Below are 24,923 nucleotides of genomic sequence, written 5' to 3' on the forward strand. Positions count from 1 at the left end.
CTGGCAGAAGAAAGGAAAAGAGGATTCACAAATGATTTTTTTGTAAGATATGAAAAGTTGAATTATCTTACTATGAGTTTTTATCCGTAAAAAGTTGAGAAAAACATATAATTTTAGAGGGGGAAAAGATAGTTTGAAAGGAATTATTCTAGCTGGAGGAAGCGGCACACGCCTTTACCCACTCACTATGGTTACAAGTAAGCAATTACTACCAATTTACGATAAGCCGATGATCTATTATCCACTTTCCACCCTTATGCTTGCAGGAATTAGAGAAATTCTAATAATTTCTACAAAAGAAGATACACCAAGATTTATAAATTTATTGGGAGATGGATCACAATTTGGTTTATCATTACAATATAAAATTCAACCCAGCCCGGACGGTTTAGCTCAGGCGTTTATTTTGGGTGAAGAATTTATAGGTGATGACTCTGTTGCAATGATTCTTGGCGACAATATTTATTATGGAAGCGGAATGAGGAGTATTTTACGCAGGGCTTCACAAAAACAGCGTGGAGCTACTGTTTTTGGTTACCATGTTCCAGATCCTGAACGTTTCGGGGTTGTTGAATTTGATAGCAATGGAAAAGTCTTAAGTGTAGAAGAGAAACCAGAAAAACCAAAATCCAATTATGCAATTACTGGTTTGTACTTTTATGACAATCGTGTTGTTGACATTGCCAAAGAAACAAAACCGTCTGCACGGGGAGAATTGGAAATTACCTCGATTAATGAGGCGTATTTAAAAATGGGTGAATTAGATGTAGAATTATTAGGGCGCGGATTTACTTGGCTTGATACCGGTACCCATCAAACATTAGTGGAAGCAACAAATTTTGTTAAGACTGTAGAGGAACATCAGGGTATCAAAATTTCCGCTCCGGAAGAGATTGCTTTTATTAATGACTGGATCACGAAGGAGCAATTACTCGAATGTGCAGAGAAGCTAAGTAAGACGGGTTATGGTCAGTATCTGATTAAAGTTGCAGAAGGAAAAATCAAATATTAAAAAGGGGGAAAAAAGATGAATATTGTTAAAACAGATTTAGAAGGTGTATTTGTCATTGAACCGGCGTTATTTGGCGACCATCGAGGCTGGTTTATGGAAACATACAATGAAAAAAATTTTATAGAATCCGGAATTCATATTAAATTTGTGCAAGATAACCAGTCTTTTTCTGCTGCAAAAGGAACATTGCGTGGGTTGCATTACCAATTGAATCCAAAAGCACAATCCAAGTTGGTCCGTTGCACAAGAGGTACAATTTTTGATGTGGCTATTGACATAAGAAAAGGCAGCCCAACTTTTGGCAAATGGTTTGGAATTGAGCTGAGTGCAGAGAATAAAAAACAACTTTTGATTCCGAAAGGTTATGCACATGGCTTTATGACGTTAACCGATGATGTTGAGGTTCAATATAAAGTGGATGAATTCTATGCGCCGGAATGCGACCGTGGGATCCGTTGGAATGATCCAACGATTCATGTCGAATGGCCGATACATGACATTCAACCTATTTTATCAGCTAAAGATGAAAAATCACCTTTTTTAGAAGAAGCCAAAATTAATTTTGTTTATGGTGAGTAAACATGAAAATATTAGTTACAGGATATACTGGTCAGCTTGGTTATGACGTTGTAAAAGAAGGGTTAAATCGCGGACTAGAGATGATCGGCATTGGACAGAAGGATCTTGACATTACAAATGAAAAAGATGTTCACCAATATGTCGAAGAACTAAAGCCCGATGCGATAATTCATTGCGCAGCCTATACTGCAGTTGATCTGGCTGAAGAGCAAAAAGAGATGTGCTGGGATGTAAATGTAAATGGAACGAAGTACTTGGCGGCTGCCGCAAAAGCTTCCAGGTCAAAATTTATGTTTATCAGTACGGACTATGTTTTTAAGGGAGAAGGCACGGAACCTTTTTCGGAAAGCGCCCCCGCTAATCCAGTTAATTATTATGGATATACAAAATACGAAGCTGAAAAAGTTGTCCGTTCCTTACTTACTAATGCGTTCATAGTCCGGATATCCTGGGTATTTGGCATAAACGGAAAGAACTTCATAAAAACCATGCTGAGGCTTGCGGAAAGTTATGATCAAGTCAATGTTGTCGGGGATCAAATTGGTTCTCCAACATATACGTTTGACTTAGCGCGACTGCTTGTTGATATGATTCAAACTGAGAAATACGGAGTTTATCATGCGACCAACGAGGGCTTTTGCAGCTGGGCAGAATTTGCGGAAGACATCTTCAAACAGGCCGGAAAAAATGTAAAAGTAAATGCCATTACAACAGAAGAATATCCAACAAAGGCAGTTCGACCGAAAAACTCGCGGCTGTCCAAACAGAAACTGCGGGATAACGGTTTTGAACCTTTACGTCCATGGAAAGAAGCATTGGCACATTATCTGAAGGAGCTTGGGGTGTAACATATGGCAAAGAAAAAAGTATTGGTAACCGGTGGGGCCGGTTTTATAGGTGGAAACTTCGTCCAGCATATGGTCAATAAATATTCGGATTATGATATTTATAACTTAGACTTGCTGACTTATGCAGGGGATTTAACAAAGCACCATTCAATTGAGGATAGGGAAAACTACCATTTTATCAAAGCAGATATTGCTGACCGTAAAACGATTTTTCCATTGTTTAGAAAAGAAAAATTTGATTTTGTAATACATTTTGCGGCGGAAAGCCATGTAGACCGCTCTATTACGGATCCTGAAATTTTCGTGCGGACGAACGTACTGGGGACGCAAGTATTGCTTGATGCAGCAAAAGAAGTCGGTGTGAAGAAATTTTTGCATGTATCCACAGATGAAGTATACGGTGAATTGGACTTTGACACAACGACGTTTTTTACAGAAAAAACGCCGCTTCAGCCCAATAGCCCATACAGTGCAAGCAAGGCTTCTTCAGATTTGTTGGTTCGGGCATATCACGAAACATTTGGTTTGCCAATTAACATCACCCGCTGCTCAAATAACTATGGCCCTTACCATTTCCCGGAAAAACTGATTCCTTTGACCATTTCCCGTGTGCTAAATGACCAGAAAGTACCGGTTTATGGTAACGGCGGAAACATACGCGACTGGCTGCACGTGCATGACCATTGTGCCGCTATTGATTTGGTTTTGCATCAAGGTGTAAATGGTGAAGTTTACAATGTCGGCGGTCACAATGAACGGACAAACCTGGAAGTCGTCAAAACGATCATTAAAACTTTAGGGAAATCAGACGATCTCATAGAGTTTGTCAAAGACCGGCCAGGACATGACAAACGGTACGCCATTGACCCTTCAAAACTTGAAAAACTCGGTTGGAAACCAACGTACACGTTTGAGACAGGAATTTCCCAGACAATCCAGTGGTATTTGGATAACAAAGAATGGTGGGAACGGATCATCAGCGGGGAATACAAGGCATATTTTGCGAAGCAATATACATTAAGCAAATAATTATCTGGAAATATTTGACTCAATAAATGAAGTGATTTTGTTTGATACTATCCATGAAAAAGTGGATAGTATCAAATATTAAGAGCTCAAACTTGTGAACCCTGAAATTGAGGAATATCTTATAACAAAAGTAAAATCTTACAGTGACAGCAGGTAACTATCTGGCTTACAAAGATGCCGAGTATGTGATCATTTTTACCTCGACAAACTATAACCCTGAGAAAATTATTTCAATACGAGAACTGTGGAAGCTATGATCGCCAATGTGCTTTCGATTAATCCGAATGCCATTATGGTGATTAAATCAACTGTACCAGTTGGATATACTGAAATGATAAAAGAAAAGTTTGAAACAGACAATGTGGTCTTCTCTCCTGAATTTTTACGTGAAGGCAAGGCTTTATATGATAACTTATATCCTTCGAGAATCATAGTGGGAGAGCAATCAGAACAGGCCAAGGTTTTTGTAGGATTATTGGCTCAAGGTGCAATTAAAGATGACATTCCTGTATTGTACACGAATTCGACAGAAGCAGAAGCCATTAAACTATTTACCAACACTTATCTTGCCATGCGGGTTGCGTTTTTCAATGAATTAGACTCGTATGCGGAAGTGAGAGGATTAAACACGAAACAAATCATTGCAGGCGTCGGGCTCGATCCGAGGATCGGCAGCCATTACAATAACCCATCGTTTGGCTACGGCGGCTACTGCCTCCCTAAAGACACAAAACAGTTGCTCGCCAATTACGAGAACGTTCCGAACAACATCATGCAAGCCATCGTCGATGCGAACAGAACAAGAAAAGACCACATTGCCGAAATGATTATCAAGAAACACCCGAAAGTCGTCGGCATTTACCGCCTCACTATGAAAACTGACTCCGACAACTTCCGAGAATCCGCCATCCAAGGCGTCATGAAACGAATCAAAGCAAAAGGCATTGAAGTAGTCGTATACGAACCTGTACTGCATGAAGAGAAGTTCTTTAACTCCCGCGTAGTTAATGACTTGGAAGAGTTTAAGCAGATCAGCGATGTCATAGTGGCAAACCGGTTATCAGATGACTTGGTTGATGTGGAGAAGAAGGTGTACACGAGGGATTTGTTTAGCAGGGATTGAAGGATTGCTCTTAGCTGGATCTCGCTGGAGATATGGCGAAGTATTAGAAGAGTGCTTGTCAGAATGATAATTGGCATACGCCCAACTTTCAAAATTTTTCACACAACACTATTTTATACTTTGATAACCGGCGTGGTTTGTATCTGACTGAATCTGAGTCGTTCAGCAAGCTCTAATTGAAATTTATGGTGAAGAGGTGAATCGCTTTGGAAAAATATAAACTAAATCAGAAAGAGTTACTAGAGCATTGGGATGATCAACTGAGTTTTATACAATCCTCTGCACAACAATATGATAAAGGAAAGAGCCCTTGCCAAAATGCTATATCCCCTGAAACTGTAAGCATTCAGACAATTAAAGTTCGTTGATTTATTCCACTAAAGAAAAAAGACGTTTGTAGAAACATTATGACAAATATAAAAAGAAATTGTGAGTTTTTGATTTTAATAGGATAAATTTGCTTATTATAAGTGCCAGAATTTTATCACTTTTTGAGGCTTTGGGCGAGTTTCAATAGATTAGGCTACTCATTCCTGTGGAAAATATTGTAAAACGGAAAAGGATGATTTTTTTTGAAAAAAAAGAGCCATGAAAGCCACTCCTTTGCTAAGATATAAGTACGAGCAAATATCCAGGGAGTGATTTCATGACTATTTCTATTCTAACACAAACCAGAGACTTTTCAATACAACAAAATTTGATTCCCCACAATTGGCAAGACTATGCCGATATACCATTTGTCATTCCAGCCATGTGTTTCCCATGGGAGATTTTTAAGCCGATTGAACGAGAATACTACACCCTTTTATATTTGCACCTAAAAAATGAAAGAGCACATGATCCTTCTAATGAAATACAACCGGCACTATTTTCAATAACGGAGGAAGAAGACAAGTCTGCGTCTTCATTATTTCATCTCCCTTCCACTGGGAGAAAACCGCATCCTTTCATGCCCTTTTTTCGTGCTTTTGAACTGGCCTCTTTACAGTATATTGAAGTGATGGTGGAGAGTGTCTATTTGCAAGTGAAATCAAACCCGCTATTTGCCACCATGTGTGGATTTACGGAGAAAATTCCGAGCTACCGTTCCTTTGCTCGTTTTGATCAAATCATGACAACAAATGGTCTTTGGGAAAAAGCCCGGCTATTGGTTGTTGAATATAATAAAGGGGAAGGCGTGGTTGAAACGAATGAGGAAGCAGCCGCCGTGGATACATCGCATATAGAGGCAGAAGCAACCTTGAATAAAACAAGGAAGACGTGTTCTTGTGAGGGTAATTGCGATTGCCCCAGAGTCCTTACGGACGACAATGTAGGGGTAATGCGTAAAAGTAATGCAGTCTCCTATATTGCGCATAAATTATCAATGGTATGCGGGGTGAAATCCGGTTTGCCTTTGACGCGGGAAGTATTTAAAGGAAATACACCCGATGGGAAAACATTAGAACCGACATTGGAAACGTTTAAGGCAGAGCACCCCGAGATGGCTGAGCAGTTGAGCTTTATCCTGGCAGATGGAATCTACCAAACGCCGGAAAATCAAAAAGTGACAAAGGATGTATTACAGGCGAAATTGGTGGCACCGATCAATCCACGGAACCGTAAAGATAAACCAACTACCGCCCGGGGGATTGAAAAAATCAACCGGTACGGCACTCCCATCTGTATCAGTGGACATAAAATGGAACTTAGAGGATCTGATCGGGAAAAGGGGCAATATATTTACACTTGTCCTGTATTTCATCCAAATGCCAAGCAAGAAGGTCTCACCTGCCCGCTAGCGAATCACGCGGAATGTTGTAATGGGGCAGCACAAGGAAGAGTATTTAGGATAGACTTTGATCAAACGCCTCAAGTAGATGTCGAGTTGCCGCAACATGGTCGCACATTTGAAGTGTTATATAGTGCCAGGACGATCATCGAAAGAATCTTTGGCATTCTAAAAGACGGATACAGTCTCCGTCGTGTTCACAAGCGTGGGAAGCAGGCAGTTGAAGCTCATGTAGATCGATGCATGATATCTATGCATATCATGGCAAATATGGCGTACCATCAGACAGGAAAGGCCAATTGTGGATGGACACGCAATCGGCTGCAAAGAGCAAATTAAGTTATTCACAGGTGGATATGTGAATAACTCAAATGAACGTTTTCTTTCCACAAAGGGTAGTGAAAAAAACCATTTTGTGAAGGCGGGATACGTATGCCCTTTTTTTGAAGGAAAATGACCGTTTTACTTCTATTGAATTAAAAATCTGGATGTAATGGATGTAAATTGAAAATCTGGATGAAAAGGCAAAAAAAAATCGGGATAATTAATTTTCCAGAGCCTCGCTCAAGTGTATATTTTTATTTTGGCAGAGGCTCAAAAGAAAATGAGGCAAGAAGAATAGCTACAAGTCTAAGAGTGATGTTTCATGAGACTTCTAGGTCTCAATCTCTTATTAAACAAACAGGGCTAAAACATAATTTTCTATTATGGTCATCTGCAGGTCTATACACCCCATCTAATTTAGTTTCATCATGGGTATTGCTAAAACTAGAGGGAAAAGAGGACGGATTATTTTATAAGCCACTTGGTCCACACAATAGTAGAACATTCTTTTTGGGATACGAAGACTGGTGGAATGAAATAATTTTTGATGATAAAAAAAATGTATTTACTAGAAAGGACATTGTTTGTTATGTTGCGAATCAAGACGGTGGTGCTCATGTCGATATGAAACTGAGCGGGAAATATGCTGAATTAGTAAAGCATAATTCTTTAGGTTGGACGGATGGTATGGGAAACTCCGTAAAAAATAATCCTGCATATGCTGCTATCAGACAAATAGCAAAGGAGTTGATAGTATCTCAAAACATTTATAATAAAGGTCGGTATACAAGAAAAAAACAAAAGAACCGTTTATTTGAAATGAGGTTTTTTGATAATGAGAGAAGATTTAAGTGGTCTACAACAGAAGTGGATTATTCAGATGAAACATATGATATTGTAAATCAATATCAAAAAGAAGATAGAACTTTATATATACAAGAGTATTCAGATGGAATGAAATTTGAGCTGGTATATCGGTAAATATAATATTCAGTTTTTCCAGGAAGCATAAGAATAATCCTGAATTGCGAAAGTAAAACAGAAGATTAAAAAAGGGCGCCCCAAACCTCTGGTATAATTGTGTTTGAAGAGAAATATCAAATCAGAAAGGAGCATTCCTGTTAGAAGGATTTTCGGGGACTTGAATAAAAAGAGCCCTCTTGGTATGATGCGGGGTGTCAAATCTGCAAGAATTGACACCTAATTTGTAACCAAGGAGGACTCCATAATGGATTTTAAACAAAATCAGAAAATTAATCAAGTCACCGAACAAACACTCAGTTCTGAAGAGTAAATTCATCAATTTTTAGATGTTTTATGATAAAATGACTTATCCACATTTAGAAAATTTTTCCATCTATTTTTTCTGCTTTCAAAGTCAAAAAGAGCCGAATTTGCAAATTTCTTTTTTAAAATTGTGGATAACTTCAAAAAAACCTTTTTTTACATCACATCCTTTGCTATAATATAACCATTAAGTAAACCTTACTTGTATTGGCTTACTTAAATGGGTGAAATCCTCGTCTGTTAAAATGCGTGTCCGAAACGATTCCAACAGATTTGAGGATTTTTCTTTTGCCGTTTTTTTGAGTGCTTTTAAGATTGACGAACCTTTTTCAAACAGCTGTCTAATAATATCTGTTATTTGAACTAATAAATAATGATTTTTCATGGCTGTGTAGTTTTGGCTATTGGCATGTTCTATATTGTAACGATTATTTTTTTGTTCGTTAAATCCTTGATTTTCAATCTTCCAGCGGCTTCTTCCTGCAGCGATGAGTCGTTCCACGTTCTTTTTCGTGATTTTAATATCCGTTATAAATACATACTCTTTCGATTTCCCATCCTCTGTTTTCATTGTGGCCTCCATCAGATTGACCGTTCTGTCTTTGTAGGCAATATCATTCACCCAAACTAATGAATTCTGATCCTTACTTTGTTCCAGCTCTTTTATTGCCTTAAACTCCGTCGAGATACTTTTAATTCTCCCTTCCTTAAATCTGCATATATATTTCCATTTGTGCGCCCTGCACAGATTAAATACCGTTTCACATGCATAGAGACTATCTCCCAAGATACAAATCGGTAGTCTTTTAAATATTTTTTTTATTTTCTTTGCCAGCCTGTCGAAGGCTTTTAATTCACAATCTTGCTTAGAAACATTTTCTGATTCATTTTCGATAAATTCGGAGGCAATACTGAAGACCATATCCCCCACGACAAGCTTGGCTTCAAGTACATGGTGCATATAAAGTACGTTCGTTTCTCCTGTTTCTTTATTTGTATATGCCCGTCTCAGGCAGTGTTTACAATGTTTCTCATGAAAGGTGTGTAATCCAGTTCCATCAATGATGACACCCCAGTACTTTCCTTCAATTCGATAAGACTCGAGAGACCTTTTTTTCAATAATTCTTTAATCATATACGTTCTAATTTTTTCTAATTCATTTACATCTAAGCCAGATAAAAAGTCGTTAATTGTATCATAATGTGGAAGTTCTTCAAGAGAATCTAAGCCTAACACCTTCCCTACATTTTTAATACATTCTTCTTTATTAAAACTCTCACTCATGTTTCTCATGGATTTTAGGCCGGTCATATTTTTCAACATCATCGTAAATAAAAGGACCTCTGGACCATAAGTGATATAGCTTTGATGTCGGTGGTCTGCTACCTTTTTTAGGTTATTCATCAGGTCTTTGAAAAAATGCTTCTGAATTTTAAGGAACTCGAAAAAATAATTTGCTTCTTTTTCACGATTTCTTTTTTCTTTTCTAGTAACCAAAATAAAAACCCCCTCAAAACAGCCAAGTTTAATTAGGGCTTGCTGAACGAATCAAATTTTAGCTTGTATTCGACTTGTCACTAAGCCATGCCAAAATATTCGTCCAGCAAGCTCTAATTATTTAAATTATTACATATTTAGCCGCATTTTTGGGGGGGAATAGTTAAATTATCACGAAAAATTTTTACTCCTCAGAGCTGATCATTAGTACAATGGCTCATTGTACTATTCGCCAGCCGCGATCTTTGCCACGTGATGTTCATGAATGGCAATGTAACACAATAACAGCAAAGCTAAACCAGCCGCCGTGTAAAGCACCGTGTTGCTGGCAATCCAGCCAAATTTTGCTACCAAAATTCCGATTAAAGCCGTTGCCAACGTTTCACCGAAGATATACTGGAAAAAACCCATGAAGCCTGTCGACGACCCCACAGCGAACTTTGGCACAGACTCATTGATCATCAGACCCACCAAAGTTAGCGGCGCGTAAATCAAGCTACCCATGATGAGTAATACAATAATAATCGCTAGATGACTGGTGCTAAAGAAGTACGTCGTGAGACAGATCAGTAACCCGATCACACACCCGATACAAACGATCGCCCGCCGATCTTTCAGTAAATCAGAAATGGCCCCCATCAAGATAACGCCTGGAACTGCGGCCAATTCAAAGGTACCAACTAACCATTTAGCCGTTCCCGGATCAAAGCCTTTGAATTGCGTCAGGTAACTCGGAATCCAACTCATAATGCCATAACGGACTAAATATAAGGACATTGACGTCAACGTGATAGCCCAGACAACCTTGTTGGTCAAAATGTACCGAACGAAAATCTGCCACAAAGAGAGATCAGTTAATTCGGCCCTCGTGGCCTGACCATCATCTAAAACGACTTTGTCACCGGTGTACTCGCCGATGCTAGGTAACCCCACCGTTGCCGGACGATCGGCGCCTGCTAAGACAATGAAGATGGCAATGACAATCGAGACAACCGATGCCGTGTAGAAGACGGCCGCAATTGAGTGCGTAAACATCAACGTGGCGATTTGGACCACGGCCACACAGACAAAAGCACCGGCGTTATGCGCCGAAGACCAGACGGCATAGACGGTTCCCCGCCACTTTTTACCCCACCATAGCTGTACGGTTCGCTGGCAGGCCGCCGCACCCATGCCTTGGGCCACCGACATGACCAACATGAGGAGCATCATCACGTAGAGGTTACGCGTGGAGCCCAAGCCAAAGTTCAGGATGGCGGAAATAAAGAGACCGGTGGCCAAATACCACTTCGGATTACTCTTATCACTCAGTGCCCCCATGAACAGCTTGGAAATCCCGTAACCAATCCCAAAACAAGACATAACCAACCCAATATCTGCGGTGGTAAACCCATACGCCTTCATGATGTCATTTTGCTCGGTTGTAAAAATCAAACGAATAATATAATAGCCAATATAACCGATACAAATTGACAGCAAAACACCTGTCTGCCGTAAACGATAAGTCCCCACAACTTTTTCAGTAGGAACTTTCACTTTAGCATCTGGTGCGGGCTTCAGAAATGAAAACATAAGCTCATCTCCTATGTAACAAATTGGTAAATCCTTGATACACTTTTAATGTACCACAAGGTTGATTTAACGTCAATGTAAGCCATTACACTTTAAAATAATTTTGTTCATTAGGTAGATTGCAAATTTAATCCGAATTTTTGGACAAATTTGTCAGCATAACCTGATACGGTGTTTGCCAGTCGAGTATTTTAAGCGGTCGCTGGTTAATTTGGAGTAACGTCGTCGTTAAATCTTGAGCACTAATGTGCTCAAAAAGAGTCCCTTTAGGATAAAAATAACGTAAATTCCGATTAAAGCGTTCATTACTACCACGTTCAGCTGGAGTATAAGCATGGCAGTAATAGGTCTTAATACCATATTGTGATTCAAGTGATACTAGCCCACTAAACTCAGTGCCACGGTCCACAGTAAAGCTGTGCACCGGACCATTAAAAGTGGTTAGGAACTTAGTTAGTGCTTCATTAACAGTCGCTGTCGTCCGATCTTTTAACCGGTATGCCCAAAGGAACCGTGATTTGCGATCGATTAAAGTTAATAAAACTGCCTTACTATGCCCACGAGGACCAACGACTGTATCTAGTTCAAAATCGCCGATGCGATTACGTTGATTAATCATCATGGGACGCTGTTCAATTGATCGCCCCAAAGATTGATTATATTTGGATCGTTGGTCAACGTTACGCCGTTGGCGTACGCCATGTTCAGGTAGATCATTCAAGGAGAAACCAATTCTCCCCTGATTTAGCCAATTATAAATAGATTTAGTAGCTAGTTTAAATTCGTGAGCAATCATTCCTGGTGACCAGCTTAGACGTAAATGGTTGAGAATTTTTTGCTTTAACTCATCGCTCAGCTTAGTTTTCCGACCACATCGTGATCGCTTGTATTCGGCATCTGTTTGTGCTAATTCAGCCTGATAAGGTTGACATCGAGATAATTCATAAGAAATTGTTGACGGTGATCGGTTCAGCCGAACGCCCATTTGGATATTGGACAGCCCTAGTTCACAAAAGGTTTCGATTTTAATTCGTTCGGAATAGGTTATACTAGACAAAAGATCAGCTCCTAAAAGATGGGTTTGTGGTAAACACCATTTTAAAGGAAGCTGATCTTTTTTGTCCGAACAGCGTTCGGATTAATTTTACAATCTACCAAAAAGCGAGTTTAAGCTATGAAAAATTATCCCAGCAATATTACTCGGCAACAATTTGAATTAATTCGACCAGCTTTAGAAAATTTTCGTAAGCGAACTAAGCCTCGAAAATATGACCTCTACGAGGTCTTCTGTGGGGTCCTATATGTCTTGAAAACCGGTTGCCAATGGCGTCAAGTCCCCGGTGATCTCCCAGAATGGCGGTCAGTTTACAACTATTACAAAATTTGGTCAACTAAAGCTGAGCCTACGGCTGATTCTTTATTGGAACAAGTTTTAAAAAAATTGTCATTGCTCGGCGAACTTACCAAGGACGTTCAGCTTTAACTTCCTTTATTATCGTTGACGCTCAGAGCGTCAAAAACACCGCTACTGCTGAAAACAAAGGTTACGACGCTGGTAAGAAAATCTCGGGGATTAAGCGCCATCTGGCAGTTGATATCAATGGCTTTCCGCAGGCCATTCACATGACGCGAGCGAACGTCTCTGATCGAGACGGGGCCAGTGCAATGATCGCTTTACATGCCATGCATTTACGCCAGGTTCAAAATGTCTTAGTTGATGGTGGTTATTCAGGCGTTAATTTTCAGCTCGATGTAGCCAGTAATTTAAACGCAACCGTGCAGGTTGCGAAGCGCAATGAGTTGCATCGATTCGAAGTCATGCCCCAACGTTGGGTAGTCGAACGATCTTTTAGTTGGCTAGAGAATTGTCGGCGACTTTGGAAAAATTGTGAGCGTCAATTAACCACCAGTCTGCAAATGGTCGTTTTAGCGTTTTTAGCACTATTACCTGAATCCGTGACGAAAATATAACAAACGCCGTTAATAGGTAGATTTCCCAAGAGTAAGGATATAGTGGTGTCCGACTATTCGATAAATGCACTTTTAGTGATTCAGTATGTAAAAATTTCCCTGTTTCACTCGTTTTTGTGCACGCCAAATAAACCTGTAAATTTCCATTTTTTGCAAGTTTTCGTTTTTTTTATTTCTTTTTTCCTAGTAGTCTATTGATCGGGATGTTTAGTAAAAGGCTTGATACAAACGAGTAAAGACCGGTAACCATTTGTTGGTCTCCGCGACTTTTAATTTCCATTGCCGGCCACGGAAAACCAGCTTTGAGGCCAGTGTGATCATATTCTGGATGACGGTTCGGATTCTTCTTCTTGTTGTTTTCTTTTTCAATGGCGTATCTTGTTTTTTCAAGCTTTCTTGTCCAATCAAGCGAAGCAAGTTATACGCAAATACACCGAAATGGAGCACAAGGCCATTCGTTTCATATTTGCCTGACGGCAGCCGTTCGAGATCCAGTTCTGATTTAATTTCACTATGGAACTGTTCGCAAGTGCCATGGTTATGATAAAGAGAGATCACCACATGAGGCGGCACTTCAAGGTCCGTCCAGTAGGTTTCAAATTCATACTCGGGAATTAAAAAAATTTGTCCGTCTCTTGAGATGGTTCTTTCGGTCACTTTAAAAACTTTTCGGATGCTTCGCTCCTGGTCCTTAATTTGAATGGTTTCGGGGATGGATCCAAGGTAAACCTTCTTTCCTTCCCGTTCTTCACAACAGATCCCATATTTTCGGGCAATGTACAGCCAGTCCTCAGCTTTTTCCTTACGGGGATTGCGTTTGATAATAAAGCTTGCATGGTTTTCTAGGAGAATAATGAGATTATCCCGGCTGTCATTTCCGGAATCAAGCCTGAAAAGCAATGGCTGATCTGTTAGTTTCCGGGCAGATTGAATGGTTTCCTGGATGAAATTTGGTGTACCTTTTTGGCAGTGGACACTTCCCTTTCGCATCTCAACATGCAGGCAGTAACCTTCCTGTCCCATGTAAGCGAACATAGGGGCATAACCGTCACAGCCTTTATAGGTTCTTTCTACCCCTTCCTTTTTTGTCTTGGAGTTATCGAAAGGGGAGACATCCAGATCAACCGGGATATACGGCTTGTCTTTGGCGTAAACCGGGCTGATTTCCGCATTTGTATGGCGAATCAGATCCAGCGATTCTTCGTGCAAGATCGTTTTCCATTTTTCCACCAAGGCGGCCTGGTCCAATCGTTGCCTGAGAGTCGGGCTGGAAGGAACCCTCTGGATATCCAAAGCCAGTGCAAAAAAAGCATCATCACGGAAGGTTTCAATATTGTCATAATCACTTTTTCCCTGGCAAAGCAAGCCGATATAAGATTTAGCCACATCGCCATTGGAACAAGCCGGATACCGGGAGATATCAGGGAGTTTATAGGCATTCAACCTGGAAACTAAATTCGTTTGATTTAGTAAATTTCCTACTATCGCTAAGCCAGCTTGGGCAACAATTCGTTCTTTTGTGGGTTCTATCACAAACTTTTTCATGAGATCACCTGAATGTGGAATGAATTTAATTTGTCTGATATACCAATTATACTAAATTTTATGCGATTTGTTTGCCTTTAAGCGGAAATTTCGTCACGGATTCAGGTTATATTTAAATATTTTACTAAGACCCGGAATTTTTACCAATTCTGGGGTTTTTGTTTATCCTATCTACAAAAAAATTAGAGGGGGAATTCGTAATATACCCTGGACACTATTTAGAAAATATCGTAAACTTTAAACAAAGTGTTTTTTCTTCCTTTTTATAGAAAGGATTCTGTAAACAAGGGAGTGAGATGCAATAGATTAGGGGGGTATCATATGAAAAAAGTGAGATTAGTACTCTATGTATTGTTAGCGTTCTCTTTGATTATTGGGTTGCCAGTAGGGGCACAGGCAAGCAGTGGGGATACGAATTACTATGAACTCATCAGCAATGAATCTACTGATGGCTCGGTTTCTGAATATACCGGTTCTTTCCGTATTAATAATGATGCCTATGCCGACAGCAAAAATCTCAGCCCGTCCGCATATCGTATGGATTACGTGGCACCGTTTGACACAGAGAAAAACCAACATAAAGCCCTGAAAAAAGAGACAAAGTCGATTAAAAAAGATTATGTTAAAGGGGACAGCAAATCATTCTACGTCCAAAACTTAGAAACCAACGAGTTTTCATCCATTTCTGCAACGCTCCTTTATAGCGGCGACCACGCCAACGTTTGGGTGAACAACAATGATATTACAGAGGACGAAGCAACGTTACTTGGAAAAGAATTCGATAATAAAATCTATCGATTAGATGTCGATAATTTCGGATTGCCATCTGATGTTGACCAAAACGGGAAGGTCAATATACTATGCTATGATATTCAAGATGGATTTAGTGGAAGTGGCGGTTATGTGGCTGGTTATTTTTCTCCGCGTGACCTGTATCATTACAGCTATTCCAATCAGTCGGAAATTTTCTATATTGATACCTATCCGCTGATGGGCATGTCTGCTACGAAAGATGTTTCGCAAGCTTATTCTACGCTGGCGCATGAATTTCAACATATGATTAATTTTAACCAGAAAGTATTTGTGCAAGGATTGACCGATATGGATACTTGGATGAATGAGGGCCTCTCGATGGCGGCTGAACAAATTTACACCGGTGCGCCGTTGAATGACCGGATCGATTACTATAATGAAGATGCGGACATTACAAAAGGCCATTCGCTCCTGTATTGGGATTATGAGGGTGACACATTGGCAAACTATTCTTTATCATACCTGTTTATGGAATATTTAAAGGCCCAGTGTGGACAAGGAAACACGATTTATAAAGAATTGATTAGTGATCCACATACTGATTATCAAGCAGTGCAGAATATCATCCATAAATACATTGATCCGAACCTTAGCTTTGGCCAGTTTATGACAGATTTCCGTGCCGCACTTGTCTTGAAAGAAGATACCGGTCTTTACGGGTTTAAAGGAGATACTGCTTTTGACGGGCTGAAAGTAAAAACCTACAGCGGTTCCTCCATCAATATAAAAGGCGGCGGAGCCATCGTCAAAGCTTTAAGCTCCAAAGATGATTTTCAAGTTCCTTCTGACAAAGGAACCGATATCACCTATACGCTTCTTGAAAAAGGAGATGCAGGCGCTGTAACGTCCCTGTCAAAACCGTCCGTTCAAACGGTTGGGGATAATGACACAGTGGTTACCGGTACGGCCGACCCGAATGTGACTGTGAAAGTAGCGGTGAGCGGAAAGGAAATTGGTTCCAATTCTACTGATTCAAATGGAAATTTTTCGGTCAGCATTCCTAAGCAAAAGGCTGGAACAGAACTGCATGTATATACAGAAGATGGCAAGGGCAATCAGAGTGAAGAAACCGTCGTCACTGTTCAGGACAAAACGGCTCCGGCAGCTCCGAAAGTCGGAGAAGTAAACGACACAAGTACTACGGTTACAGGAACCACGGAAGCGGGCGCGAAAGTTACAGTGAAATCCGGATCGAACATTTTAGGGACAGCAACGGCTGATCATACCGGTGCATTCAAGGTATCAATCGCAAAACAAAAAGCAGGAACGAAGCTTGTCGTTTATGCGGAAGATGCAGCAGGGAACAAGAGCGGTGAAACAACAGTAACGGTTATTGATAAAACGGCTCCGGCAGCGCCGAAAGTCGGAGAAGTAAGCGATACAAGTACTACGGTTACTGGAACCACAGAAGCGGGCGCGAAAGTAACAGTAAAATCTGGCTCGAACATTTTAGGCACGGCAACAGCCGATAGTACTGGTGCATTTAAGGTAACCATTGCAAAACAAAAAGCAGGAACGAAGCTTGTCGTTTATGCGGAAGATGCGGCAAGGAACAAGAGCGCTGAAACGGTGGTAACGGTCATTGATAAAACGGCTCCGGCAGCGCCAAAAGTGAAAGAAGTAAGCGATGCAAGTACTGTGGTTACAGGAACCACAGAAGCAGGGGCAAAAGTTACTGTAAAATCCGGCTCAAACATTTTGGGTACGGCAACGGCTGATCATACCGGTGCATTTAAGGTAACCATTGCAAAACAAAAAGCAGGAACGAAGCTTGTCGTTTATGCGGAAGATGCGGCAAGGAACAAGAGCGGTGAAACAACAGTAACGGTTATTGATAAAACGGCTCCGGCAGCGCCGAAAGTCGGAGAAGTAAGCGATACAAGTACTGCGGTTACAGGAACCACGGAAGCGGGCGCGAAAGTTACAGTGAAATCCGGATCGAACATTTTAGGGACAGCAACGGCTGATCATACCGGTGCATTCAAGGTATCAATCGCAAAACAAAAAGCAGGAACGAAGCTTGTCGTTTATGCGGAAGATGCAGCAGGGAACAAGAGCGGTGAAACAACAGTAACGGTTATTGATAAAACGGCTCCGGCAGCGCCGAAAGTCGGAGAAGTAAGCGATACAAGTACTACGGTTACTGGAACCACAGAAGCAGGGGCAAAAGTTACTGTAAAATCCGGCTCAAACATTTTGGGTACGGCAACGGCTGATCATACCGGTGCATTTAAGGTAACCATTGCAAAACAAAAAGCAGGAACGAAGCTTGTCGTTTATGCGGAAGATGCGGCAAGGAACAAGAGCGCTGAAACGGTGGTAACGGTCATTGATAAAACGGCTCCGGCAGCTCCGACCGTTAATCCGTTTGGCGATAATCAATTAACGATTACCGGTAAAGCAGAAGCCGGCGCCAAAGTGACGATTAAACGTGGCAAAACTGTGCTGGGGACAGGGACCGCAAGCAGCAAAGGCACCTACTCGGTCAGGATTAAATCGAAGCAAAAAGCAGGAACGGTTCTAACAGCCTATGCGACAGATAAAGCGGGAAATACGGGTGCAGGCAAATCCTTCAAAGTGGAAGACAAAACAGCACCATCGGCCCCGTCCGTCAATCGGTTTGGTGATAATCAAACAACGATTACAGGTAAAGCAGAAGCCGGCGCCAAAGTGACGATTAAACGTGGTAAAACGGTGCTGGGGACAGGGACAGCAAACAGTAAAGGCACCTTCTCAATCAGGATCAAATCGAAGCAAAAGGCAGGAACGACTCTGACAGCCTACGCGACGGATAAATCGAGAAATACAAGTGCAGGCAAATCGTTTAAGGTTGTAGATAAAACCGCCCCTGGCATTCCAACAGCCGGAAAGGTCACTTACAAATCAACAACGGTTTTCGGTAAGGCGGAAAAATACGCGACGGTTTATGTTTACAACGGTAGCCATTACGTCGGAAAAGCAACGGCAAATTCAAAAGGAACCTACTCGGTGCATATGAAGAAACAAAAAAGAGGATCCACGCTGAAGATTTATGCAAAAGACAAGGCAGGGAATAAAAGCAAATACAGATATGTAAAAGTGAAGTAAGATGAAACGGCCTCCAGGTAGGGGGCCGTTTCTCCATATCCTGGAATGATAGATCGTTTTAGGTGAAAATTCCATCGCCTTCAGCTGGTGTTTTAAGCTGGGGATATTGGTCAATTATTACCAAATGCAATGAATAGTGTATTCGTATAAGGTATCCCAAACAAGGGAGATACTATGCTGCAACTTTTGTAGACGTCTACACTTTTTGCGTGGTTTTGTATATAATAAAGATATAGGAATAATTGAGGGAGTGTAATTCATGAATAAAGCCAATGAAGCGGCAATCAAAAAAGTGAGAGATTGGCTTGACACAGAAGGAAAATCCATTCAAGATCTTGCTGAGGAAGTAGGAATCAGTAAATCCTTAATGGGACATATTTTAACAGGAAAACGGCAATTTCTTCCAAACAGAATGGCTCAAGTCGCAAAAGTAATTGGGGTTACCGTTGAAGAATTGTTAGCTGAAGATCGTTCAGAAAAACCTTATGTACTTTCTTTACACGGGAAAGCCAATTCGAGGGCTACCAAACGCCAGTTGGAAAATATGTTATTTGCAATTGAAGATTGTTTACGGATTGAGGAGATCAATCGGGCTGCTGGGGAAAAACCACATGAGTAAGCTGAAGTTACAGTCGGAACAAGTTAGTGAAGCTTTCGCCGGGCAATTTTTAACGGCTTTCCGAAAGAAGTCTCCCATCCTCAAGGAATGTGAAGGTGCGAATCGCACCAATGAGTAGGTGGGAGATGAATTTCGGTTGGCTTTAGCCAAAGTTATTTTTCCAATCCTTTTCTCAACAATTCTAAGATTGCGGCTGTTCTAGTTGGAATCCCATTTTCTTTTTGATATTGCTTCAATTTTTCTAATATCGTCTTAGGCATACGAATTTCTACACGTTCTTTCTCTTCTCTCATGATTATCACCTCATATTGATTGTACGGATTTTTTACGATATAATCAATATATACGAAATTTTTCCGCACAAAGTGAGGTGAATTGATATGGCCAAGCAAAACAAAGCTTTCAAGTTTCGTTTGTTACCAAACAAAGAACAATCCGCATTATTAGCTAAGACATTTGGTTGTGTTCGCTTTGTCTACAATAAGATGTTAGCTGAACGCAAAGAAACGTATGAAAAGTTCAAGGATGATAAAGAATCGCTTAAAAAGCAAAAGTTTCCGACCCCTGCAAAATATAAAAGTGAATTTCCATTCCTAAAAGAAGTGGATTCTTTCGCTTTGGCAAATGCACAAATGAACTTACAGACTGCTTATAAGAATTTCTTTGAAGGAAATGCGGATTTTCCAAAGTTCAAAAATCGTAAAGCAAAACAATCCTATACAACTAATATGGTCAACGGAAATATTAAGCTAGAAAATGGTCATATCAAACTGCCAAAAATCAAAAAGCCAATAAAAATGAAACAGCATAGAGAGATACCTGCTGATTATAAAATCAAATCTTGCACTATTTCTAAAACAAAGACAGGCAAATACTACATTTCAATTTTGACAGAATATGAGAAAGATATTCGTCCAGTTAACATACAGAAAGTTGTTGGTTTGGATTTTGCTATGGATGGTCTATATGTCGAGAGTGAACAGGGTAAGAAAGCCAATTACCCACGTTACTATCGGCAAGCCTTAGATAAATTAGCAAAAGCACAACGAATTCTTTCTCGAAGAAAGAAAGGTTCTGCACGTTGGAACAAGCAACGACTAGTAGTGGCTAAGTTACATGAGAAAGTGGCGAACCAACGCATGAATTTTCTTCATCATAAGTCAAAAGAATTAGCTTCTAACTTTGATGCTGTCGTGATTGAGGACTTGAACATGAAAGGGATGTCTCAAGCCCTTCACTTTGGGAAAAGCGTTCATGATAACGGCTGGGGTATGTTCACTACTTTCTTAGCGTATAAGCTAAAAGAACAGGGGAAACAACTTGTGAAAATTGATAAGTGGTTTCCCTCCACTAAGAAGTGTTCATGTTGCGGCAAGGAAAAAGAAATGCCATTATCTGAACGTGTATATAAATGTTCTTGCGGCTTTGTATTAGATCGCGATCACAATTCAGCAATCAATATCAAAAATGAGGGATTACGCTTATTAGCGTTATCATAAGTAACAAAACTCTTGGAACAAGAGGGTTAGCTCGGTCAGTTTTCGTTGGCTAGTAAAAGCAACGATAAGTCGAGAAGCCCCCACTTCAATCAAACCGTAAGGTTGATAAGTGGAGGGTAGTTCACAGTCTTACTGGGAGCATCATCCAGACGATGAAATAGAAGAAAACCATTTGTATGATATCACCATTCCTGAAATTGATAGGGATCTGTTGGAAGCGTGGAATAAATTAAATCAAAAGGTTCCCTTTTACGCATTGTCAATTGAACAGCAACACAAAGTGACGCTGTTTGATTCTTTTACTGCAAGTTTTTTGGAAAAGGATAAAGTTGTCATTGCCAATCCTTTGTGGAATTTAAGCGTGCCCACCCGTTTAAAAGCATGGATTGATACCATTACAGTGGCAGGGAAAACTTTCAAGTACACTGACCAGGGATCTGTTGGTTTATTGGAAGGAAAAAAAGCACTGCACATTCAATCAAGCGGAAGTGTCTACAACGGAAGTGACCCTGCAAGCCAATACGTTAAAACGCTGTTCACTTTCTTGGGCTTTAAAGATTTTCAACAATTATTTGTTGAGGGAATGGACCACTTTCCTGAACGGGCTGAAGAAATTATGGAGGAAGCGATCAAAAAGGCAGTTGAAATGGGGAAAACATTTTAATGAAGAGCTCGGTCATTTGGCTAAATACCTGAATTTGGCAAGGATTCTGATCACTCTTCCTGAAAGCTGAACCAATATATAGAGCAGCTGAATCATGCATTTTCATAAGTGCATGATTCTGTAAAGGTGGGGCAGGTTATGCTGGAAAATCGGATTCGTTCAGCAACCCGTATTTAGGGCTTGCTGAATAAGCAAATTCCTAGATTTGGCAGGGATGCTGACAGCTTTGGCATAAATTTAATGCAAGGGTTTTATAAAAAATGTGGGAAAAAGCTTGCATTTGAAACGTACCCTATGTGAAGAAAGGCCGTCAATTTTTCGAGCTTCCCTCACATAGACGGGCTCTATGTGAAGGAAGAGCCTCGTTTTTCCGTGCTTCCTTAACGTAGACGAGCTTTATGTGAAGAAAGGCCCTCGGTTTTTCCGTGCTTTCTTAACGTAGGCAGCCTCTATGTAAAGAAACAACGTCTTTTTTCCATGCTTCCTTAACATAGAGCTTGCTGAATAACCAAAATTCCTAGCTTTGGCAAAAATTTGGATACAAGGGTGTTATAAAAATCCAGAGAAAAGCTTGCACTTGAAAGCTGATTCAATGTATAGATATAGAGAAGACAGAATCGTATTTTTAAAGATGGATTCTTCTAGAACTTACTGACAAATTGGGTACAAACTCAGAATCGGATTCGTTCAGCAAGCCCTATTTATACAAGATGCAAAAAAACGGTGAGACACTATGAATGCTGGTGTCTCGCCGTTTTTATGTTTTCTTTTGAACTTTTTCAGCGGCTTCCCAAAAAGGGAGAAGCTTTTACCATTTGTCATGCTCTTTACAAGGTCCTGAATAGCCTTCGTTCGTAAAACCTTATGAACGGCTTAGTGGCTGCAGGCAGTTACTGATAACTTGGAACTTCCAATGTAATATTGTAATTGTCTAATAGGTTGTATAAGTTATAGATTTCATCCACTTGTTTGTAAGCCCAGCCAATGTCTGTTGCATATTGGTTGGAGGCATAGCCATATGTTGCAGCGACATCTGGATTCCATCTCATTTTATACAAGGTATCTTGACCGGCGCCAAGGTAATTGCTGCTGATAAATTTAGCTCCGCCAATGATGGCCGCTTCCGGGGTCGTCCAACCATGTTGATAGGCATACCTGGCTCCATCTTGGACAGCATTGCCATCATTCGCACCTGTCCCATACATATTATAAACAGTCTTGCCATTATACTTGACGCCATTTGCAAGCTGGGATGTGCCATTTCCTGTTTCAAGTAAGGCATGGGCAATCAAGTAAATTTCATTGATTCCATTTTGTTTTGCAGCGGTTAAAAATGCAGATGCTTTCCCGGCTAAAATGCCTTTACCCGCAAGAATTTTTTGGTTCACTTCTGTTGCATTCAAATTGGCAGTCGAAGTTAATTTCAAAAATTGAAGTGAGCGGACTGGATCCGAAACAAAGTTATTCGGATTTAAATAGTATTTCACTTCATTTTTCGTGGCATTTTTCCATGCTTTGTTATAACTGATTTGATACCATGTATAGCCGTCATCCCCTTTTACGGTGGATAGGATGGTGACCTTTGTGCCTTCTTTAAGCGTTTCGCCGACTTCATGATTCTTTGTACCCGCACCATCTCTGATATTCCAGCTTCCGTTTTGGACAACACCTGTTGTATGGCTTGTCAGCTTAATGGCATCACTTCTGATATAACGGTTATTTGTATCTGTTTGAGGCGAAACTTTCATTTGAATATTTGCAAGTTCATCCAGTGAAAGATCATATTTTTTTACAATCGATGTCACCTTGCCATTGGATTGTTGCGCAGCGGATGTTAAATAATTTGTGCTGACATAACCAATTTTTCCACCGATTTCTACCTTTGCCCAGCCATCCTCTTCGGAGTAGACCTTTACAGCGGTTCCTTTATCAAGGACTTCAATCACACTTGCTGACTTAGAAGGCCCTTTACGTAAATTCAAATCTGCTGTTGTGTATTTAGTTACCGTAGCGTCTGGAGTTGGTTCGGAACTATTATTGCCGTCATCTGCTGTGCTTGCATCAGGGTCTGAACTTGACAGATAGGATGCGAGCACATAACCGGTTATGCCTCTCGCTTTCACTTTTACCCACGGGCCGGAAGCGGTATAAACCGTCACTTTTTCGCCTCTTTGCAGACTTGCTAATATTTTGCCACTTCTGGAGGCTTTGGAACGCAAAACCAGATGGGAACCTTTGTCCACATTGACATATTTCGTCGTTGTTTGGACTGGGGTTGAAGTGCCTGCACTGCTATCCGGATTTGAATTCGCCAAGAAAGATGCATGAACATAGCCCGTTTTGCTGCCGGCTTTTACTTTCGCCCAGTCCCCGGAAATAGAGTACACCGTCACCTTTTCGCCTCTTGGCAAGCTGTCCAAAATGCTGGACGTTTCGGAGGCTTTTGAACGTAAGATTAGATGTGAACCCTTATCCACGTTGACATACTTCGTCGTTGTTTTGGCTGGAGTAGAAGTGTCTGCACTGCTATCGGGATTTGAGTTCGCCAAGAAAGATGCATGAACATAGCCCGTTTTGCTGCCGGCTTTTACTTTCGCCCAGTCCCCGGAAATAGAGTACACCGTCACCTTTTCGCCTCTTGGCAAGCTGTCCAAAATGCTGGACGTTTCGGAGGCTTTTGAACGTAAGATTAGATGTGAACCCTTATCCACATTGACATACTTCGTCGTTGTTTTGGCTGGAGTAGAAGTATCTGCACTGCTATCAGGATTTGAATTCGCCAAGAAAGATGCATGAACATAGCCCGTTTTGCTGCCGGCTTTTACTTTCGCCCAGTCCCCGGAAATAGAGTACACCGTCACCTTTTCGCCTCTTGGCAAGCTGTCCAAAATGCTGGACGTTTCGGAGGCTTTTGAACGTAAGATTAGATGTGAACCCTTATCCACGTTGACATACTTCGTCGTTGTTTTGGCCGGAGTAGAAGTGTCTGCACTGCTATCCGGATTTGAGTTCGCCAAGAAAGATGCAAGGACATACCCCGTTTTGTTACCGGCTTTTACTTTTGCCCACTCCCCGGAAATGGAGTAAACCGTCACTTTTTCGCCTCTTGCCAGGCTTGCTAAAATGCTGGCCGTTTTGGAGGCTTTCGAATGTAAGATTAAATGAGAGCCTTTGTCCACGTTGACATACTTCGTCGTTGTTTTGGCTGTGCTCGTTGTTGTTGCGGTACTGCCGGGTTTTGTGCTGGTTAAATATTCCGCACGAACATACCCCGTTTTTGTCCCGGCTTTTACTTCTGCCCAACCATCAGACACATTGTATACCAATACAGCTGTTCCTTTTTTTAAGCTGTCTAATTTGGCGGCACTTTTTGAAGGCTTTGCTCTTAATGTCAAGCTTGAATTCGAATCAACATTGACATATTTTGTCTCTGTTTTTGCTGCGGCTTGTACACTTGAACTATGTAGGAATTTTGTCAGTGAAGCGCCCTGTACCGTTTTATCAAAAGCAGGAGTGGATAATACTGCAAAACAAAGTGGTATGACTAAGCCTTTTTTCATTTCAATCTCCTTTCCAATTGGATCTTTCGCCAAACTTAAAATTTCATTCTATGAGTCTTTGTTCTATCAAAATACCCTAAACCTTATCACATCCGTCTAGTAAATTTATCGTCTTTTTTTGG

At 40.8% G+C, this 24,923-nt stretch carries 18 protein-coding genes and 1 pseudogene; 13 read left to right on the forward strand and 6 right to left on the reverse strand.

All coding sequences use genetic code 11. The annotated features are described in order from the left end of the window. The first annotated feature begins 133 nt into the window (after window positions 1-133). The 8 genes and pseudogenes from rfbA to NSQ19_RS01840 all read left to right on the forward strand — a co-directional run bounded on the left by rfbA (window position 134) and on the right by NSQ19_RS01840 (window position 7,667). The gene (rfbA, locus tag NSQ19_RS01805) at window positions 134-1,012 is read left to right on the forward strand and encodes a glucose-1-phosphate thymidylyltransferase RfbA (protein WP_017550924.1); all 879 of its coding nucleotides are present in this window, start codon (window positions 134-136) and stop codon (window positions 1,010-1,012) included. A 15-nt stretch (window positions 1,013-1,027) separates the two neighbouring features. Next, entirely contained in the window at window positions 1,028-1,591 is a 564-nt protein-coding gene (gene rfbC / locus NSQ19_RS01810) for a dTDP-4-dehydrorhamnose 3,5-epimerase (RefSeq protein WP_017550923.1), read from the forward strand. Between the two features lie 2 nt (window positions 1,592-1,593). Then, window positions 1,594-2,439 (forward strand): dTDP-4-dehydrorhamnose reductase, encoded by an 846-nt coding sequence (rfbD, locus tag NSQ19_RS01815; protein WP_340702256.1) that lies wholly within the window; start codon window positions 1,594-1,596, stop codon window positions 2,437-2,439. 3 nt (window positions 2,440-2,442) lie between these two features. After that, a complete protein-coding gene (gene rfbB, locus NSQ19_RS01820; protein ID WP_340702257.1) occupies window positions 2,443-3,468 on the forward strand; it encodes a dTDP-glucose 4,6-dehydratase in 1,026 nt (341 codons plus the stop codon). A 25-nt stretch (window positions 3,469-3,493) separates the two neighbouring features. Beyond that, window positions 3,494-4,591, forward strand: a pseudogene (locus tag NSQ19_RS01825) (nucleotide sugar dehydrogenase); the annotation flags it as partial. 206 nt (window positions 4,592-4,797) lie between these two features. After that, window positions 4,798-4,959, forward strand: a complete 162-nt coding sequence (locus NSQ19_RS01830; RefSeq protein WP_340702258.1) for a hypothetical protein — start codon at window positions 4,798-4,800, stop codon at window positions 4,957-4,959. Between the two features lie 278 nt (window positions 4,960-5,237). Next, window positions 5,238-6,701 (forward strand): transposase, encoded by a 1,464-nt coding sequence (locus tag NSQ19_RS01835; protein ID WP_340702252.1) that lies wholly within the window; start codon window positions 5,238-5,240, stop codon window positions 6,699-6,701. Window positions 6,702-6,866: 165 nt separating this feature from the next. Continuing rightward, window positions 6,867-7,667, forward strand: coding sequence for a hypothetical protein (locus NSQ19_RS01840; RefSeq protein ID WP_340702259.1), 801 nt, complete (start codon window positions 6,867-6,869; stop codon window positions 7,665-7,667). A gap of 493 nt (window positions 7,668-8,160) precedes the next feature. Here NSQ19_RS01840 and NSQ19_RS01845 read toward each other — a convergent pair whose 3' ends face one another. From NSQ19_RS01845 to NSQ19_RS01855, 3 genes are all read right to left on the reverse strand, one after another. Further along, window positions 8,161-9,471: a transposase family protein gene (locus NSQ19_RS01845; RefSeq protein WP_013858128.1), complete on the reverse strand. Its 1,311-nt coding sequence runs from the start codon at window positions 9,469-9,471 to the stop codon at window positions 8,161-8,163. Window positions 9,472-9,696: 225 nt separating this feature from the next. Further along, on the reverse strand, window positions 9,697-11,043 hold the full coding sequence (locus NSQ19_RS01850; RefSeq protein ID WP_340702260.1) for an MFS transporter: 1,347 nt from the start codon (window positions 11,041-11,043) through the stop codon (window positions 9,697-9,699). A gap of 127 nt (window positions 11,044-11,170) precedes the next feature. After that, window positions 11,171-12,100: an IS30-like element ISLpl1 family transposase gene (locus NSQ19_RS01855; protein WP_340702261.1), complete on the reverse strand. Its 930-nt coding sequence runs from the start codon at window positions 12,098-12,100 to the stop codon at window positions 11,171-11,173. A gap of 117 nt (window positions 12,101-12,217) precedes the next feature. On the opposite strand from NSQ19_RS01855, the gene NSQ19_RS01860 reads away from it, so the two are divergent. After that, window positions 12,218-13,014 (forward strand): IS5 family transposase gene (locus NSQ19_RS01860; RefSeq protein WP_445798028.1). Its coding sequence is split into 2 segments (ribosomal slippage): window positions 12,218-12,491 and window positions 12,491-13,014, totalling 798 coding nucleotides; the frame shifts between segments, so codons are not numbered across the junction. A gap of 207 nt (window positions 13,015-13,221) precedes the next feature. Here the strand turns inward: NSQ19_RS01860 and NSQ19_RS01865 are convergent. Continuing rightward, window positions 13,222-14,559, reverse strand: a complete 1,338-nt coding sequence (locus NSQ19_RS01865) for an IS1380 family transposase (protein WP_081355869.1) — start codon at window positions 14,557-14,559, stop codon at window positions 13,222-13,224. Between the two features lie 321 nt (window positions 14,560-14,880). On the opposite strand from NSQ19_RS01865, the gene NSQ19_RS01870 reads away from it, so the two are divergent. After that, window positions 14,881-18,459: an Ig-like domain-containing protein gene (locus NSQ19_RS01870; RefSeq protein ID WP_340702263.1), complete on the forward strand. Its 3,579-nt coding sequence runs from the start codon at window positions 14,881-14,883 to the stop codon at window positions 18,457-18,459. A 259-nt stretch (window positions 18,460-18,718) separates the two neighbouring features. After that, window positions 18,719-19,078 carry a helix-turn-helix domain-containing protein gene (locus tag NSQ19_RS01875; protein ID WP_340702264.1) on the forward strand — a complete coding sequence of 120 codons (360 nt, stop codon included), beginning with the start codon at window positions 18,719-18,721 and terminating at the stop codon, window positions 19,076-19,078. Between the two features lie 152 nt (window positions 19,079-19,230). Here NSQ19_RS01875 and NSQ19_RS01880 read toward each other — a convergent pair whose 3' ends face one another. Then, a complete protein-coding gene (locus NSQ19_RS01880; RefSeq protein WP_013858507.1) occupies window positions 19,231-19,371 on the reverse strand; it encodes a hypothetical protein in 141 nt (46 codons plus the stop codon). 87 nt (window positions 19,372-19,458) lie between these two features. On the opposite strand from NSQ19_RS01880, the gene NSQ19_RS01885 reads away from it, so the two are divergent. Together NSQ19_RS01885 and NSQ19_RS01890 are read left to right on the forward strand one after the other, a co-directional pair. Then, window positions 19,459-20,577 (forward strand): RNA-guided endonuclease InsQ/TnpB family protein, encoded by a 1,119-nt coding sequence (locus tag NSQ19_RS01885; RefSeq protein ID WP_340702265.1) that lies wholly within the window; start codon window positions 19,459-19,461, stop codon window positions 20,575-20,577. A 109-nt stretch (window positions 20,578-20,686) separates the two neighbouring features. After that, window positions 20,687-21,241, forward strand: a complete 555-nt coding sequence (locus tag NSQ19_RS01890) for an FMN-dependent NADH-azoreductase (protein WP_340702266.1) — start codon at window positions 20,687-20,689, stop codon at window positions 21,239-21,241. An 890-nt stretch (window positions 21,242-22,131) separates the two neighbouring features. Here the strand turns inward: NSQ19_RS01890 and NSQ19_RS01895 are convergent. Next, window positions 22,132-24,801, reverse strand: coding sequence for an SH3 domain-containing protein (locus tag NSQ19_RS01895; protein ID WP_340702267.1), 2,670 nt, complete (start codon window positions 24,799-24,801; stop codon window positions 22,132-22,134). Window positions 24,802-24,923: the final 122 nt, after the last annotated feature.

This window comes from Weizmannia sp. FSL W8-1119 (assembly GCF_038008605.1).
In the GTDB taxonomy this organism is placed as follows: domain Bacteria; phylum Bacillota; class Bacilli; order Bacillales; family Bacillaceae_C; genus Weizmannia; species Weizmannia coagulans.

What these genes read in the sequence shown, in the direction of transcription:
- NSQ19_RS01880 (WP_013858507.1), bottom strand. Translation starts at nt 19,371, where the DNA reads ATGAGAGAAGAGAAAGAACGTGTAGAAATTCGTATGCCTAAGACGATA.
- NSQ19_RS01870 (WP_340702263.1), top strand. Translation starts at nt 14,881, where the DNA reads ATGAAAAAAGTGAGATTAGTACTCTATGTATTGTTAGCGTTCTCTTTG.
- rfbD (WP_340702256.1), top strand. Translation starts at nt 1,594, where the DNA reads ATGAAAATATTAGTTACAGGATATACTGGTCAGCTTGGTTATGACGTT.
- rfbB (WP_340702257.1), top strand. Translation starts at nt 2,443, where the DNA reads ATGGCAAAGAAAAAAGTATTGGTAACCGGTGGGGCCGGTTTTATAGGT.
- NSQ19_RS01850 (WP_340702260.1), bottom strand. Translation starts at nt 11,043, where the DNA reads ATGTTTTCATTTCTGAAGCCCGCACCAGATGCTAAAGTGAAAGTTCCT.
- NSQ19_RS01895 (WP_340702267.1), bottom strand. Translation starts at nt 24,801, where the DNA reads ATGAAAAAAGGCTTAGTCATACCACTTTGTTTTGCAGTATTATCCACT.
- NSQ19_RS01835 (WP_340702252.1), top strand. Translation starts at nt 5,238, where the DNA reads ATGACTATTTCTATTCTAACACAAACCAGAGACTTTTCAATACAACAA.
- NSQ19_RS01885 (WP_340702265.1), top strand. Translation starts at nt 19,459, where the DNA reads ATGGCCAAGCAAAACAAAGCTTTCAAGTTTCGTTTGTTACCAAACAAA.
- rfbC (WP_017550923.1), top strand. Translation starts at nt 1,028, where the DNA reads ATGAATATTGTTAAAACAGATTTAGAAGGTGTATTTGTCATTGAACCG.
- NSQ19_RS01875 (WP_340702264.1), top strand. Translation starts at nt 18,719, where the DNA reads ATGAATAAAGCCAATGAAGCGGCAATCAAAAAAGTGAGAGATTGGCTT.
- NSQ19_RS01865 (WP_081355869.1), bottom strand. Translation starts at nt 14,559, where the DNA reads ATGAAAAAGTTTGTGATAGAACCCACAAAAGAACGAATTGTTGCCCAA.